The sequence below is a fragment of the Salimicrobium salexigens genome (assembly GCF_900156705.1).
Taxonomy (GTDB): Bacteria; Bacillota; Bacilli; order Bacillales; family Halobacillaceae; genus Salimicrobium; species Salimicrobium album.
Genome location: NZ_FTOK01000001.1, coordinates 185,745 through 200,978, shown reverse-complemented (window position 1 = coordinate 200,978; position 15,234 = coordinate 185,745). Strand labels below are relative to the sequence as shown.

Genomic DNA, 15,234 nt, shown 5'->3' with positions numbered 1-15,234 from the left:
TTGTACAGAAGGAGGGAAGAAAATGCCGGTTTCTCTTATTATTCTGATCCTTACAGCACTATTTCTGGGCGCTCTTATGCGCGCCACATTCGGATTCGGCGATGCTATGGTAAGCATGCCTCTTCTGGCTCTGCTGCCCATAGATCTATCTTTGAGTATCTCACTTGCAGGTTTATCAGGACTTACTGCAGCAGCCATGTCGTTATCCGGGAATTTTCAGAATGTCGATAAACCTGTACTTTTCCGTCTCGGAATTATGACGCTTTCCGGCATTCCTGCGGGGATTTTCCTTATCCTTTTACTTCCTGCCCAATCGGTTAAGCTCGCTCTTGGTATTTTGCTCGTTGTATATATACTTTCCCTTAAAGTACTGCCGACCTCCGCTTCCCGGTTCGAGCATCCTTCCTGGGCTCTCCCTTTCGGCTTTTTATCAGGAATGCTTGGAAGTGCCTACAACTTCAACGGCCTCCCGGTAGCTGTATATGCCACACTGAGGAAAATGGATCCACTGCAGTTCAGAAGTACTCTTCAGGCTCAGTTCCTGTTTTCAGGTTTCTTCATTGTAATCGGTCAGGCTCTCGGCGGGTTGTGGTCCCGCCCATTGTTTATGCTTTTCCTGCTGAGTCTTCCTGTACAGGCAGTTGCTGTGTTCACAGGAAACAGACTGTTTGAGCGGATACCGGCTCATCGTTTCAGTTTTATTGTCTATACCCTCATTTTCATCCTCGGCGTATTACTGATTCTTGAAGCAAGATGAGGGTTCCGCTTACTCTTTCTCTTAGTATTTGATACCATATACTAGTAACTATAAAGGATAAGGGGGAGAACGATGCTATTAAAAAATGCCAAACTTTATAAAGGGGAGGACTTGAAGGACCTCTCTCTCCGGGACGGTACAATCCGTACCATCGCACCTGCCGGTAACGTGACCGGCTCGAGAGAAGAACAGGTGATAGACCTCGAAGGGAAGCTTGTGCTTCCGCCTTATGTCGAACCTCACATACATCTTGATTATGTACTGACAGCCGGAACGCCGCGCTGGAACGAATCAGGATCTGTGTTCGAGGGGATCGAAATTTGGAGCGAACGTCGCAGTCTGATGAAAGAAACGAAAGAAGATATTAAGATACGCGCCAAAAAGGCGGTTGAAATGCAATTGCGCCACGGTATTCAGCACGTGCGCACGCATGCGGACGTAAGTGACCCCGAACTGACAGGCCTGAAAGCATTACTGGAACTTAAGGAAGAAGTTAAGGACTGGATGGATATGCAAATCGTCGCTCTGCCTCAGGAAGGCATGTATACGAAAGAAAACGGAGAAAATCTTTTACGTAAAGCACTTGATATGGGCGCGGATGTTGTCGGCGGCATCCCTCATTACGAATTGACCCGTGAAGATGGTATCCGGTCACTTGAAACTTCTATAGCTCTTGCGAAAGAATACGGAAAGCTCGTTGATATCCATTGCGATGAAATCGATGATGAACAGGCACGGTACCTGGAAACGCTGGCTGCCCTGACCATCAGGAATAGCATGCAAGGAAAAGTTACGGCCAGTCATACGGCTGCGATGGCTTCCTACAACGATGCCTATACTTATAAACTGTTCCAGACTCTGAAGAAAGCAGACGTCCAATTCATCGCTCTACCTAAAGCGAACCTTCACCTTCAGGGACGTTTCGACAGTCATCCCGTACGCCGGGGGGTCACAAGAGTTAAGGAGATGTGGAAAGAAGGGATCAACGTATGTTTCGGGCTGGATTCAATTATGGACCCGTGGTATCCGCTTGGGAACGGGGATCTTATGTCTGTCGTTGATATCGGTCTTCACGCCTGCCACATGACCGATTATGATCATATTACGAAGGCTCTTGACCTCGTTACCGTGAACGGAGCGCGGACTCTGGCCCTCGGCGATTACGGTCTGAAGGAAGGCAGCGACGCGAACCTCATCGTTCTCGATGCCTTCTCTGATTACGAAGCGATCCGTACGCAGGCAGGAGTCTTATATTCCATAAGGCACGGAGAAGTCATCGTGGAGACGAAACCTGCCGTTACAGCCATGAATATTTCTCTTCATTGAAAATAAGACAAACTTCGATAAAAAATCCGATAAAAGAATCGGGAATTAATAAAATACTTTTATTTTACAAAACCTGGCTGTTTTTCAGCCGGGTTTCTAACATGTTGTAATAAAACTAACAGTGGTCTGAGCGGTTGCGGCACAAGCTCGGAGAGATGATATAAGCATTAACGCCCACGACTTTCCATTCACGTAAAATTACAACTTCGTCACTTCCTGTTAAACAATCATAATAGAACTGTAACCTTCTCATAACCTATAAGGGTATGCAGACTGATACAATGTTAATTGGCTTGAAGAAGTTGTACATACGCTACATCTTGCTTCATCTAAAAACATTCAAATGGAGGAATCAGACATGAACAAACCAGTACATCCGCTTAGGAAGTACGTTGTTTCCACAGCTCTTGTCACGTCTTTGGCTTTGACTCCGCTTGTAGGATCCAGTGTTTCGGCACAGTCAAATGCTTCTACAGATAACGGATCATCCGTTCAAATAACAGAAAGCAACGTTCTTACTGCAGGAGATCGCGGCCAGGCCGTTTCTTCTCTACAGTCCAAACTTGCATCTTACGGCTACTATGGCTATAACGTGGACGGCAAGTACGGACCGATCACGAAAAATGCGGTTATTGCATTCCAGAAACAGCAAGGTCTGGCAGTAGACGGTATTGCAGGTCCTAATACGCAAGCGAGCCTGGCTTCCGGTTCAGTAGCTCCGGCTCCTGATACTTCTTCTAACAATGAAACAGAAGAGACACAGTCTGATTCAGACGATTCGGAAGAAAGAGCAACAGCAGTAAAAGCTGCTTCTGCTTCCACCGCTTCCACGGCATCCGCTTCGACCGGATCAGCCAGCAATGCGGACATCGTTAACGCTGCGGAAAGCCTTATCGGTGTTCCTTACCAGTACGGCGGAGAAACACGCGCAGCTCTTGGCAGCAGTGGTTTCATCAACCTCGTAATGGAAGAAGCGGGTACGGATGTAAACCGTACGCACGCCGGCATGTGGGCAAGCGACGGTGTTTTTGTCGACTCTCCTAGCGTCGGAGACGTTGTATTCTTCGAAAACACGTACAGCGTGGACAGAGTTGCCACTCACAGTGGTATCTATATCGGCGGAAATAAAATGATTCACGCCGGCAGTGACGGAGTAGAAGTTTCAGATATGGAGGACGATTACTGGGAAAACAAGTATATCGGCGCAAAATCCATTCAATAGTAGAAAAAACCTTCCCCCCATCAGTAATTGATGGGGGGAAGGTTTTTATTTTGACCGGGTTCTTCTCACGACAGCTTCACTTCTCGCTTCTCTTTACTTTTTCCACGAATATCTCGAGAGCTTTCGAGCGGAACAGAGATCTTGAAATTAAGGAAAATTTTCTTTGTACGGGTAATCCTTCCACATTCACAATCGCTAAGTCTCCGGCTTTCACTTCTTTTTTGAAAGTCCAGCGGGATAGAAGAGTAATGCCGAGCCCCGCCTCCACCGCTTCTTTTATAAGCTGTGTGCTTCCGAATTCCAGACGGGAGACCGGCCGGATACCAACGGAACTGAAAAACTTCTCTGATATTCTCCTCGTTCCCGACCCTTCCTCTCTCACGATCCATGTCTTTCCCTCCAACTCTTCCGGAGAAAAGTTTCCTTCCCTTAAAGTTAATAACTCGGGAGAAGAAACAACGTAGAGTTCATCCGTTTCAAACGGTTCCACCGTAATATTTTCATCTTTCACCTCCCCTTCCACAATTCCGATATCGAGCCGGTAATCCGAAATCAGCTTGCAGATCTCTTTCGTATTACCGATCGTTACGGACGGGGTTATCTCCAGAGCCTCTTCTTTCAGTCGTTTCAGAACTTCCGGTAATACATACTCCCCGTAAGTATAGCTTGCTCCTATGGAAATCGTGCCGCTTGCCTTATTAGTCAAATCATCAATAAGAGCATGCATACTCGTATAAAGACCGATAATTTCTTTCGCATGGTGATACACTATCTTCCCTGCCTGTGTGAGGCGGACATATTTGTTGCTTCGGTCAAAGAGCCGGGCATCCATTGACTTTTCCAGCACTTTTATATACTGACTGACCGCCGGTTGAGTCATATGCAGACGTTCTGCGGCGCGTGAAAAATTTTCCAGTTCGGCTACTGTGACGAATACCTCCAGTTGACTGTCCACACTACTCTCCTTTCGATAAGTAGTAACTTATCATTATAATTAAAAATCATTATTTTTCTTATCATAAAAGAAAAAGTAAGCTTTAGAAAGAACTTTTTTTAGAAGGGGACGTTACGATGGTTCAGGTACAACTGCTTCATAATGAAACGAATTACAACAAAAATTTCAAAAAGAGCTGGCTCGCAGGTGTAGGGTTTACGTTTCTGATTGCAGCTCTCGGTTATCTTCTTGCGCTCGTACCGGGATTTTCACTCGTAGGACCTTTGGCTTCCGCCATAGTAATTTCTGTTACGTACAGACACTTTCTCGGTTATCCTGAAAGTATTCAGCCGGGGATCGAATTTTCCTCGAAACGGCTGCTCCGGGCAGCAATTATTCTGTACGGGCTTAAGCTGAATATAGGTACCGTCATTTCAGACGGACTCGGCCTTCTTCTGCTGGACATCGGCGTAGTGATTTTTGCTATTTTATTCACTGTATGGATGGCGAAGCTTTTGAAAGCCGACAGTTCTATTTCTCTGCTTATCGGAATCGGTACCGGAGTATGCGGTGCCGCCGCTATCGCCGCGACCGCTCCGATTGTGAAAGCGAAAGAAGAAGATACGGCTATAGGAGTAGGAATCATCGCTCTGATGGGAACTTTTTTTGCAATTGTTTATACGATACTGCGCCCCGTACTCCCTATGTCAGATATCGCTTACGGAAGCTGGGTAGGTGTAAGCATCCATGAAGTGGCCCAGGTGGCACTGGCTGCTGCTCCTGCTGGAGAAGGGCCCCTTGCGATGGCCCTGCTCGCGAAACTGGGCCGTGTCTTTCTGCTTATCCCTCTCTGTCTCGTTCTTATATATGTAATGAAACGAAAATATAAAGGAGAAGACACCGGAGAAGCAAAAGTCACTTTCCCCTGGTTCCTGCTCGGTTTCATTATTATGAGTATAGTCGGAACTTACGTAATCGGACCTGTTCTCCCGGTATCCGATGGAATACTGAACGCAACAGACGTGCTCACCACTTTCCTTCTGACGGCTGCCATGGTAGGACTCGGATTGAAAGTGGACTTGAAACAGCTGCGAAGAAAAGCCTGGAAACCTCTACTGGCTATGACTGCCACTTCGGTAGTTCTGTCGGTCATCACTTTCCTCATTTTCGTGTAAAACAGGCTACCCGCTTTTCACGGAGGAGGAGACTGGCAGACCCATCCGTGAAATAACTCTGCTGAATAAGTTAAAATAACTTCAGGGGGAGCATTTTAATAGAAAGAAGTGTACAATTGAGGAAGATTGGATTTGCAGAAAGGAGAGTTTCCATGAATAATCACACAACAACTGCCGAAGATGTAAAGAAAAGAGAGGGAACGACTACGGACGTTATCCTCGTGGGGGCAGGGATCGTCAGCGCCACACTGGCTACGATTCTTCACAAACTCGAACCCACGTGGAGTATTACCCTGTTCGAGAAACTGGATTCCGCAGGAAATGAAAGTTCCAACGAATGGAACAACGCCGGAACCGGTCACGCAGCGCTCTGTGAACTGAACTATACTCCTGAAGATGAAAACGGGGACATAAGTATAAGAAGAGCTGTAGAAATAAACGAACAGTTCCACACCTCCACCCAGCTGTGGTCATACTTAGTTAAGAACGGTGATATACAAAATCCCGAAAAATTCATACGCTCCCTCCCCCACATCAGTTTCGTCCACGGGGAACGGAATGTGAACTTTCTGAAGAAACGTTTCGATGCGCTGACGCAACATCCCCAGTTCACCGATTTGAAATACTCGGAAGATCCCGAACATCTCGCTGAATGGATTCCTTTAATGATGAAGGAACGCAGTGAAGAAGAGCCGGTAGCCGCGACCAAGTCGGACAAGGGGACAGACGTAAACTTTGGAGAACTGACCAGAAAAATGCTGGAAAACCTTTCTGGTAAAGATAACGTAACCGTGCATTATAATTGTAACGTGAAAGACATCAAACAGAGAGAAAATGGAACGTGGGAAGTAAAAGTCCGGAATTTCAAACAGGATACCCTCGAAGAGCATGCTTCTTCCTTCGCGTTCATCGGAGCCGGAGGAGGCGCACTGCCATTGCTTCAAAAAACGGGGATTCCCGAAAGTAAACACATCGGCGGCTTCCCGATCAGCGGAGAGTTTCTCGTCTGTGATAATCCTGAAACAGTACAAAGACACCACGCCAAAGTTTACGGAAAAGAACCGGAAGGAACTCCTCCCATGACGGTTCCTCACCTGGACAGAAGGCATATCGACGGGAAGGACACCTTACTTTACGGGCCATTCGCCGGATTTACACCGAAATTTCTGAAGGCCGGATCTTATCTGGACCTTCCCGGTTCCGTGAAACCGGATAACTTAATAAGCATGCTTGCTGCAGCTTCGAAGAATATGTCTATGATCAAATATCTGGCCGGACAGCTGACAATGTCCAAAGAAGAACGGGTGGAGCAGTTGCGCGATTTTGTTCCTACGGCAAAAGATGAAGATTGGGAACTTCTCGTGGCCGGACAGCGGGTGCAGCTTATTGAAGATACCGAAGAAGGCGGCAGAGGTGCCCTTCAGTTCGGGACAAAACTGATCCACTCCGGAGATCGGACTCTCGCCGCTCTCCTCGGAGAATCTCCGGGCGCATCCGTATCAGCTTCTATCATGCTGGAGGTTATAGAGAAATGTTTTCCTCACTACCTGGAGCAGTGGGAACCGAAAATCAAAGAAATGATTCCTTCATATGGCATTGATCTTGAGGATCATCCGGATCTTCTTGCTGAAATCAGCGCTGCAAGTTCTGAGGCTCTCCTTCTGAATTAAGTGCAGTTTGCTTACTGACTTCTTATCAGAAATATGAATAAAAAACACCACGACACCGAACGTAAAGTTCAGCGTCGTGGTGTTTTTCCATTCTTTCACCATTCCTCTTTCAGGTAGTCATTAATAAAGTTTATGCAATGCATCTTTACTGAAAGCTAACAGGTCGTCTGTTCTTCCTTCCTGTACTTTTTTCACCCATTCCGGATCCATCAGCAAGGAACGACCGATAGCTACAAGGTCGAATTCTTCATTATCGATTTTATCAACCAGACCGTCGAGATTCGCTTTTCCTGCACCGGAGAAATCCGTAAATACTCCGTCTAGCCCTACGGAACCTACGGAAATGACCGGTTTTCCGGATAATTTCTTCGTCCAGCCTGCAAGATTCAGATCAGACCCTTCGAATTCGGGTTCCCAGAACCGGCGGGTCGAACAGTGGAAAATATCCACCCCTGCTTCTGTAAGTCTTTTCAGGAAACGATCGAGTTCATCCGGGGTATCAACCAGTTTTGCCTTATAGTCATTCATTTTCCACTGGGAAAATCGGAATATGACAGGGAAATCTTCTCCAACTTCCTGTCTGCACGCTTCTACGATCTCCACGGCAAACTGCATCCGGTCGGTAAAGTCACCTCCATAACGGTCGGTGCGTTGATTCGTCTGCTTCCAGAAAAACTGATCAATCAAATAGCCGTGTGCCCCGTGAATCTCGATAGCATCGAAACCGAGACGTTTCGCTTCTGCTGCCGCTTCCGCGTAAGACTGGACGATTTCTTCCACTTCCCCGATAGACATAGGTTCATTCACCTGTTCTCCGTCCAGATTCAGACCACTCGGCCCGACAGGCTCCGCCTCTTCATTCGGCACGTCCCCTTTACTGCGCGTCATTCCTACGTGCCAAAGCTGCGGAGCGATCTTTCCGCCGGCTTCGTGAACTTCCTTCACTACTTCAGCCCATCCACTCAACGCTTCTTCTCCGTGGAACAAAGGAATCCCCGCACCCGAAACGGAAGATGGATGATTAATGCCTGTACCTTCTGTAATAATCAGCCCCACCTCATTTTCTGCACGTCGGCGGTAGTACGCAGCGACGTTTTCGTCAGGTACATTACCTGGCGAGAATCCCCTGGTCATAGGTGCCATTACGGTACGGTTAGGAAGATTCAATTTATCACTATTGAATGTTTTAAACAATGGTTTTGCTGTTGACTCATTCGTCATTTCTTTACCCCCTAAATAAGCGATGCCTATGATTATCACAGATTAACAGGGAAGAAGAAAGAATTCTGTTTGAGAATCCCGGACCTCTATATTTATAATGTCCTGCAGCCTTAACGGACAACATTCTTCCTTGCCAAAAAGAAAAGAAGAGCTGCTACCAGCATTTCTGCAAGCGGCAGGGAAAGCCATACCGCAGAAGCTCCAAATAATGCAGGGAGCGCCCACAGCAGAATCACTATAAACACAAAACTGCGCAGCAGTATAATGATCATGGCAGAGCGGATATTGCCGATCGACTGATAATAAGTCATATAGACGAAGTTGAAACCGATAAACAGATAGGCGAAAAAGAACAGACGAATCCCTTCGATCGCCAGTTCCCTCACGTCATTTGACTCCAGCCCGAAGAGGGATACGAGTGCCGGAGCTGCAACCGCTCCGATGCCAAGCAGAAGTACGCCAAGAACGACCGAGGTTTTCTCCCCGATTTTCACACTCTGTCTTATTCTTTCTTTTTCTCCGGCTCCGTGATAAAAACTGATCATCGGCTGCAGTGCCGTTTCAATTCCGAAGAAAGAAAGGAACATAAATCCGTGCAGGTAATTCACTACGGAAAAAGCGGCTACTCCTTCCGTGCCGAGAAGCTGGACTAGAGACAGGTTATAACCCGCTACGAATACGAGCATCCCTGCTTCTGCCGTAAAACTCGGAAACCCTATATTGAATATTTTTTTGAAAGATGCAAAGGACCAGCCGAAAACAAATCGACTCAAATTCGAATTCTTATTCAGAAAGTGTATAAGTAAAACGAAAAGTCCGGCGACACTTCCAAGAACCGTGGCCAGTGCCGCTCCAAACACGCCGAGGCCGAGTATAAAAATCATATAGTAATTGAGGATAATATTGACGATTGCGGTTACTCCAAGAGAAACCATCGACAGAATCGGGCTCCCATCGTTGCGGACGAAAATACTTAGAGCTTCATGAACCGCTACAACCCATCCGAACAGCATAAGGACTTTCAGATATTCCATCGTGTGAAAAAGAGTATCTTCATTAGCGCCCAGTAGTCGTGCGGTTTCCTCGATAAAAAAGTACCCGACGCTTCCTATGAGACCGAGAATGAGGAGGAGAGAAACGACAGATAGAGAAAAAACGCTCCTCGCCTCTTTCTTCTCTTCTCTTCCCATATGTACGGAAAACAATGTACCTCCTCCGATACCTATCCAGAGTGCCATGGAAAATATGAGAGAGAAGACGGGCATCGAGAGGTTTACTCCGGCCAAAGCTTCCTCTCCTACTCCGTTCCCGACAAAAATCCCGTCAGTTAAAATATTTACTGACATAAGCATCATGCCGGCAAGAGAAGGGAAGAAATATTGAAAAAAAACATTCCGAACCGGTTTGTTCATTAGTGCAGGATGGGAATCTGCCATATGTATACCTCCTTCTACTACTTATGTTTCATTCGATGATATGGACTTCAAGATTTCATTTTACCATGATTTGTATGTATGTTTACGATGAAACGCTTACTCTTATGAACCGGGAAAAACTTCGGTGCTGTCATTGTATATCAACTTTACTGAAAGGCGGGTTTATAGTCCCGAAAATGTGAATCTTTATCCTCATTCTTCCATTTTATCGGCGTTTTATGTTTTAGCTGAAGGTTCACGAGGAAAACTTTAATTACGAAAGGGAGTTGTCCTGATCGGCATTATGTTTCTCCCCCCTAGGATTGTCATGACGCCGACGTTCCCCCTTTCGCCTGGAACTTAATTAAAGGAGGGACAATTGTTGACACTACTGTATGTAAAAGCGCGCGAAGGTTTCGATGAAGATTTCAAAAAATCTCCGGTTCGAAACAATGAGCAGCCAAAAACAGACGTGAAACAAAAGAGAAGCGGCAAGCTTTTCACTAAAAAGAAAAATTCCAAAAAATAGAATACAGTAGCTACAAGTACAGGTTCTTTGAAGAAATGCGGGAACAGTCAGTGTCATGGCCAGGAGCCACGATACTGGCTTTTTCTTTTGGAAAAAACCATCTGAAGATATTTCTCTATTAAAAAGCCCCCTTAGCAGTGCCAGGGGGCTATAACCATGTATTACATATACGATTTATACAGGGGCCTTCCACGGACAATCAACCCTTCCAAGAGGACTGTCTGCAAAAATTACAGTATAGATGAGTAACCCTGTTTTCCTGAAAATGAGCAGCGGGATAAATTTTTTGGCATTTTCGGCACTTTCTTTTCTTCACACGTTTAGTGGGCATAAGCCTCCGTTCCCTTCCTTGCTGGCATAGTTAATAAATTCCCCCTGCTTAAAAAAGAAAACGTACGGCCGCCAATAAAAAGAAAAATCTTTTATTGAATTCCTTATTAATGTAATAAAGTCTCCCTGTTATCCATTCTTTCTTGCTTCCCTTTTCTCCTGAATTGCTTCCTCTTTCTCTTTTTCAGCCTCTTTTTTCTCCTGTTCCGCTTCATTTATCAATTCGTAACGCTGGCGCTGCCGGTTTCCATATGTACCTGACAACACAACCTCTTCGTCCTCCATCGTTGTTCCGAGAGCTCCTATGATTGTCGAAATGCTTGTAGCGGTCCAGGCAATGTAGAAATACCCGATATTATTCATCTCCGAGTTCAGTTGACTGTTTATAGCACCGATCGGCAACAGTATGAGAACGAGCAGCTGAAAGAAGATCAATAGAAGGGTATAATAGAAACTGACCGCTGTCAGCAGAGTCACAATGGTCGTGCTATTATAAAGCCTTCGAATATAGGCGCTTGAATGGTCACTTTTTCGTTCCCACAGCTTGTGTGCAGCCATAATCCAGAACACGAGGAGAACAATGGCAAAAATATTAATCATAATCATCCGCCAGAGAGAATACTGGTTACTTACCTCCCACAAAGTCGAGAATATGATGAATCCGAAAGCCCCGGTCGTGAATGCTACTGCCAGTATTTTTAAAAACTGTTCAAATAACCTCCATGGACGGTTCGCTCTCACCATTCCGGTGATAAGCCGAAGGGCTCCCCGCAGTCTCGAATCCACCGTAAACCTTACCTCCGACACTTTTTCGGATTCCGAATTCTCCCTGACAATAGGAGAAAATCTGTCGATCCCCCGTCTTTTCACGAGTTCCCTTGCATTTATTTTTTTTCTGCCTTTTCTACCGGCTTTCAGCTGAACTCTATCCCTGTCTTCATAAGAAGAACCGTGATGCATTTCACTCAAAAGCTGCAGAATGGACTCACGGATGCGTTTAATCAAGGGAGCCGCACCGAGTCCGGGCAGGCTGAGAAGACCGACTCTTTTCGCAGAATTCGCTTCGGCCACTATCAGTTTTTTACCCCGAAAAAGCGGGAGGTCCGTTAAACAGACAGCCATATCCCAGCCGTGTATCTGCTTCTTCTCCAGGAGGGCTTCCAATACTTCCTCCGGTTCTTCTGTATAGCCGGTCAAAGGACTTTCCAGAGACTCCACTTCCCACGTCTCTCCTTCATCGACGTACTCTCTCAGCAGTCCGGGTAGGGAATAATACAGTCCTTCCCCGATTCTTTTCGTATAACCCGGAGCAGTGACTATCCCTATTTTCTTTCCGTCCTGATTCACATAGCAGCCCTCCTTTCCTTCCGTTCATTACAGGTAGCATTTTTCGGCCGGGACGGTTCTGAAATCTTTTCCCGCTGTGGACGTAACGGAAACGCGAATTTCCTTTTTTTTCAAAAACCGTTAACACCGCTCTTTCCCGTTCAGCTCATCCCTTCAGAGGAAAGGTTGTTGTTCTATTATTTTATCCATTTATACCCTACTCCCCACACGGTCTTCAGATGATCGTCGACGGGAAACCCGGCTTTTCTTATCTTTTCCCTTACATTACGCATGTGAGAATCCACAGTACGGCCTCCCGTATCCGAATCCACCCCCCAGACAAGATCCAGAAGATCATTACGATCATAAACGTGGTTAGGTCGTTTTAGCAGAAGACCTATTATTTGAAATTCTTTAGGAGTAAGCACGATCGCTTCTTTTCCATACGATAACTCGTAGTTTTCTTCCTTCCAGATTAAACCATTCATCTCTATGGAAGCCGGTGTGTTCCTCCGAAGAAGCGTTTCGATGCGGGCGACCAGTATATCTTCATCGAATGGTTTCGTAACGTAATCGTCTGCTCCTATCTTCAGTCCTTTCACTACATCTTCTTTCTGATCCTTTGCTGTCAGCATAAGTACAGGAAGATCGCTGAAAGTCCGGAGCCTCCGACACGTCTCAAAACCGTCCATCCCTTCCATCATGATATCGAGAAGAACGAGATCAAATGGCCTCTCCCGCAACATCCGGAGCGCCTCCTGGCCGCTTGAAACTTTCGTAATCTCGTACCCGTGAGGACGGAGATACAGTTCCAAAAGATTCAGCATCCGTTCCTCGTCATCAACCATTAGAAGTTTAGCCATAGTTTTTTTCCTCCGGTAATTTAATAAGTATTGATAATCCGTTATCATTGAAAGCCTGGACCGTACCTTCATGTTTCTCTATAATTTCCTTCACGATCGAAAGGCCGAGCCCACTGCCTCCATATTTCCGAGATCTCGCTTTTTCCACACGATACAGTCTTTCAAACAGATAAGGCAGAGTTTCTTCCGGAACTCCGGGCCCATTATCCGCTACAAGAATATGTACCTCTCCCCGGATGACAGTGACGTTTATTTCGACTTGAGGGCTTTCGAAACCATAAAAAACAGAATTGTTCAGCAGATTGTAAAAAACCTGTTTTAATCGCACAGCGTCTCCGTAAACGAAAACTTCTTCCGGGACGGAAATAGAGAGCCCGGCTTGCCTTTCTTCAAAAAGAGGCTGCATCTGACTTCGTACATCCACGAGGAGGGTGGTGAGTTCTATCACGGAAGGATCGATAACGAACGAATTTTCTTCCATTTTTGCAAGTTGAAACAATTGCTGCACAAGGGAAGTCAAGTGGTATATCTCTTCCCTTATAATAGCAAGATACTCTACCCGTTCCTCATTACTCGTGCCTTTTCTCGAAGCCACTTCGGCATAGCCTTTAATGTAAGTAAGAGGAGTCCTCAATTCGTGAGCTATTGAAGAAAGGAAGTTATTGCGATCTTTTTTCAGACGTTCAAGGTCTTCGGAAAGGCTATTTATAGACACAGCAAGCGAGCCGAGTTCATCGTTGTGCCTCTCATCAAGTTTACGATCCGCTTTCCCTGCACTCAGTTTTTCGGTCACCTGCTGCATTCGGATAAGCGGTCGGGTGATGATCTGGGATAAAGCAAAAACGACTACGAGGGTAACGGCTCCTATCAGCAACATTACCAGTAAAAACTGCTCGGAGAGGTGAGTGAGCGTATCTCTGATCGTCCCTGAAGGAGAGAACATAAATACTTCACCCTTGTGGACGCCATCTACAAATATCGGAGAGACGGTAGCTACATAAGGCAGTTCCGCCCATTTTTCCTCTATAATCCGATCTTCATTATCTTTCACAGGGGCAATATCCCGGACCACGCTACTCTGAAATTCTACGTCTTCCTCTGAGGAACGACCTTTGATGTTTCCATTTTCATCTGTAATGATAACGTCTGTAGAGGCTTCCGATTCCATCAGTACGACGTGCTCAAGTGTAGTGTAATCGTAGTTGTTTTCGAGTACGTCCCTGTGACCGGCCCCGCGGGCGAGGAGCCCTTCCATCACTTCCGAAACCCTGTGGTTTGATATCGTAATATAAAGAATGAAGAACAAAGCTATTTCAATAACGAGCATCAGTACAAAAAACAACAAACCCAGTTTTACCGATAATTTTCCCCTCATATAAGTTCTCCACACCCCTGTATATCTTCGAAAACAGCTTTATTCATATTCCTGTGGCAGTTCCGCGGAACAGTCCTTTTAGCGGGTAACCGTCCCTTCTTCAAGAAATTGTTTCCACGTCTCCCCTTCTTCTTCCGTACTGTAACTGCTTCCATTCATTGTATATATTACTATAACATCCTCCCCGGGAGAGAGAGCAGAATACAGTACTGCATCTTCTCCAAATTCAGGCAAAGGTACCGTTTGCATTTCTTCGGAAGCAAGTCCGTATTTTTTAAAAGCGGCACCATTCTGCAGTAAACCGAAGTATAAGCTGTTTTCCGTAAAAGTAAGACCGGAAGCCTGACCTTTTTCAGAAATTCTATTGAACGTCTCCCCCGCATCTTCACTTAAAAACACTCCGGTTTTCGCTGCGGCAGCCACCACTTTTTCCCGGGTAGGATGGACTGCCAACTGAAACAGATCTTCCGGAAGATTTTCAGCTCGAAACGGTTCAAATGTCTCTCCTTTATCAAAACTGCGATAAAAGCCTGTGTCAAGTTCCTCGTCCGGTCTGTCATTCATCAGATAAACCGCTTCATTCACATATCCGACTCCGAGCAGATGAAAGTCACTTTCTCCCTGGAAGCCAAGGTTATCAAGGCCTTCTTCCCCGGCTCTTCCTTTTTGAAGACCGACAGGATTAGGCAGATCCGATGTTTCTCCCGGGTGGCCGGAGACATACATTCCTCCTTTAACGGCGTTAAATCCCATATAATCGTTTTTATGGTAGGGAGTTTCCCACCATTGTCCTTCCCTGTAGATTTTCAACCCCTCGTGGGATGCAAATGTCACACCGTCTACATCCGTGTAGCCTAAACCGTGAACATGTTCCACAGTACCCTCAAATTTTTCTAGCTCCCCCTGCTCTGATTGGTCTTTTTCACTTTTGCTGTTTTCCGTTTCTGATATCCCTTCTTTCGTTTCTTCCCCTCCGCAGGCCGAAAGAATGAATGTCAGTCCTAAAGCAGTCAGAAATGCAGTGATTTTTTTCATAAACTTTCCCTTCTCCCATCTTTGATTATAGTTCGAAAACCTATGTTACCTTCATA

Annotated in this window: 13 protein-coding genes; 6 read left to right on the top strand and 7 right to left on the bottom strand. The window is 45.9% G+C overall.

The window, feature by feature from the left end; genetic code table 11:
• Nucleotides 1–22 precede the first annotated feature (22 nt).
• The 3 genes from BW931_RS01045 to BW931_RS01035 all read left to right on the top strand — a co-directional run bounded on the left by BW931_RS01045 (nucleotide 23) and on the right by BW931_RS01035 (nucleotide 3,305).
• Nucleotides 23–757 (top strand): sulfite exporter TauE/SafE family protein, encoded by a 735-nt coding sequence (locus BW931_RS01045; protein WP_076569243.1) that lies wholly within the window; start codon nucleotides 23–25, stop codon nucleotides 755–757.
• Between the two features lie 72 nt (nucleotides 758–829).
• Entirely contained in the window at nucleotides 830–2,083 is a 1,254-nt protein-coding gene (gene codA, locus BW931_RS01040; protein WP_076569242.1) for a cytosine deaminase, read from the top strand.
• 358 nt (nucleotides 2,084–2,441) lie between these two features.
• Entirely contained in the window at nucleotides 2,442–3,305 is an 864-nt protein-coding gene (locus BW931_RS01035; protein ID WP_076569240.1) for a C40 family peptidase, read from the top strand.
• Between the two features lie 76 nt (nucleotides 3,306–3,381).
• Here BW931_RS01035 and BW931_RS01030 read toward each other — a convergent pair whose 3' ends face one another.
• Nucleotides 3,382–4,260: a LysR family transcriptional regulator gene (locus tag BW931_RS01030; RefSeq protein WP_076569238.1), complete on the bottom strand. Its 879-nt coding sequence runs from the start codon at nucleotides 4,258–4,260 to the stop codon at nucleotides 3,382–3,384.
• Nucleotides 4,261–4,376: 116 nt separating this feature from the next.
• Here BW931_RS01030 and BW931_RS01025 point away from each other — a divergent pair, with 116 nt between their 5' ends.
• Together BW931_RS01025 and mqo are read left to right on the top strand one after the other, a co-directional pair.
• Nucleotides 4,377–5,414 (top strand): YeiH family protein, encoded by a 1,038-nt coding sequence (locus BW931_RS01025; RefSeq protein WP_076569236.1) that lies wholly within the window; start codon nucleotides 4,377–4,379, stop codon nucleotides 5,412–5,414.
• 152 nt (nucleotides 5,415–5,566) lie between these two features.
• Nucleotides 5,567–7,084 (top strand): malate dehydrogenase (quinone), encoded by a 1,518-nt coding sequence (mqo, locus tag BW931_RS01020; RefSeq protein WP_076569234.1) that lies wholly within the window; start codon nucleotides 5,567–5,569, stop codon nucleotides 7,082–7,084.
• 120 nt (nucleotides 7,085–7,204) lie between these two features.
• Here the strand turns inward: mqo and BW931_RS01015 are convergent, their stop codons facing one another.
• A complete protein-coding gene (locus BW931_RS01015; protein ID WP_008589969.1) occupies nucleotides 7,205–8,305 on the bottom strand; it encodes an NADH:flavin oxidoreductase in 1,101 nt (366 codons plus the stop codon).
• A 110-nt stretch (nucleotides 8,306–8,415) separates the two neighbouring features.
• Entirely contained in the window at nucleotides 8,416–9,741 is a 1,326-nt protein-coding gene (locus BW931_RS01010) for an MATE family efflux transporter (protein WP_076569231.1), read from the bottom strand.
• Nucleotides 9,742–10,102: 361 nt separating this feature from the next.
• Here BW931_RS01010 and BW931_RS13600 point away from each other — a divergent pair, with 361 nt between their 5' ends.
• Nucleotides 10,103–10,249 carry a hypothetical protein gene (locus tag BW931_RS13600; protein ID WP_176765382.1) on the top strand — a complete coding sequence of 49 codons (147 nt, stop codon included), beginning with the start codon at nucleotides 10,103–10,105 and terminating at the stop codon, nucleotides 10,247–10,249.
• Nucleotides 10,250–10,708: 459 nt separating this feature from the next.
• Here the strand turns inward: BW931_RS13600 and BW931_RS01005 are convergent, their stop codons facing one another.
• From BW931_RS01005 to BW931_RS00990, 4 genes are all read right to left on the bottom strand, one after another.
• Nucleotides 10,709–11,926 carry a hypothetical protein gene (locus BW931_RS01005; protein WP_076569230.1) on the bottom strand — a complete coding sequence of 406 codons (1,218 nt, stop codon included), beginning with the start codon at nucleotides 11,924–11,926 and terminating at the stop codon, nucleotides 10,709–10,711.
• Nucleotides 11,927–12,102: 176 nt separating this feature from the next.
• Nucleotides 12,103–12,768 carry a response regulator transcription factor gene (locus tag BW931_RS01000; protein WP_076569228.1) on the bottom strand — a complete coding sequence of 222 codons (666 nt, stop codon included), beginning with the start codon at nucleotides 12,766–12,768 and terminating at the stop codon, nucleotides 12,103–12,105.
• A complete protein-coding gene (locus tag BW931_RS00995; protein ID WP_159435653.1) occupies nucleotides 12,761–14,110 on the bottom strand; it encodes a sensor histidine kinase in 1,350 nt (449 codons plus the stop codon). Before BW931_RS00995 ends, BW931_RS01000 begins: the two co-directional genes overlap by 8 nt.
• A 111-nt stretch (nucleotides 14,111–14,221) precedes the next feature.
• Nucleotides 14,222–15,178, bottom strand: a complete 957-nt coding sequence (locus BW931_RS00990) for a F510_1955 family glycosylhydrolase (protein ID WP_084193818.1) — start codon at nucleotides 15,176–15,178, stop codon at nucleotides 14,222–14,224.
• Nucleotides 15,179–15,234 lie beyond the last annotated feature (56 nt).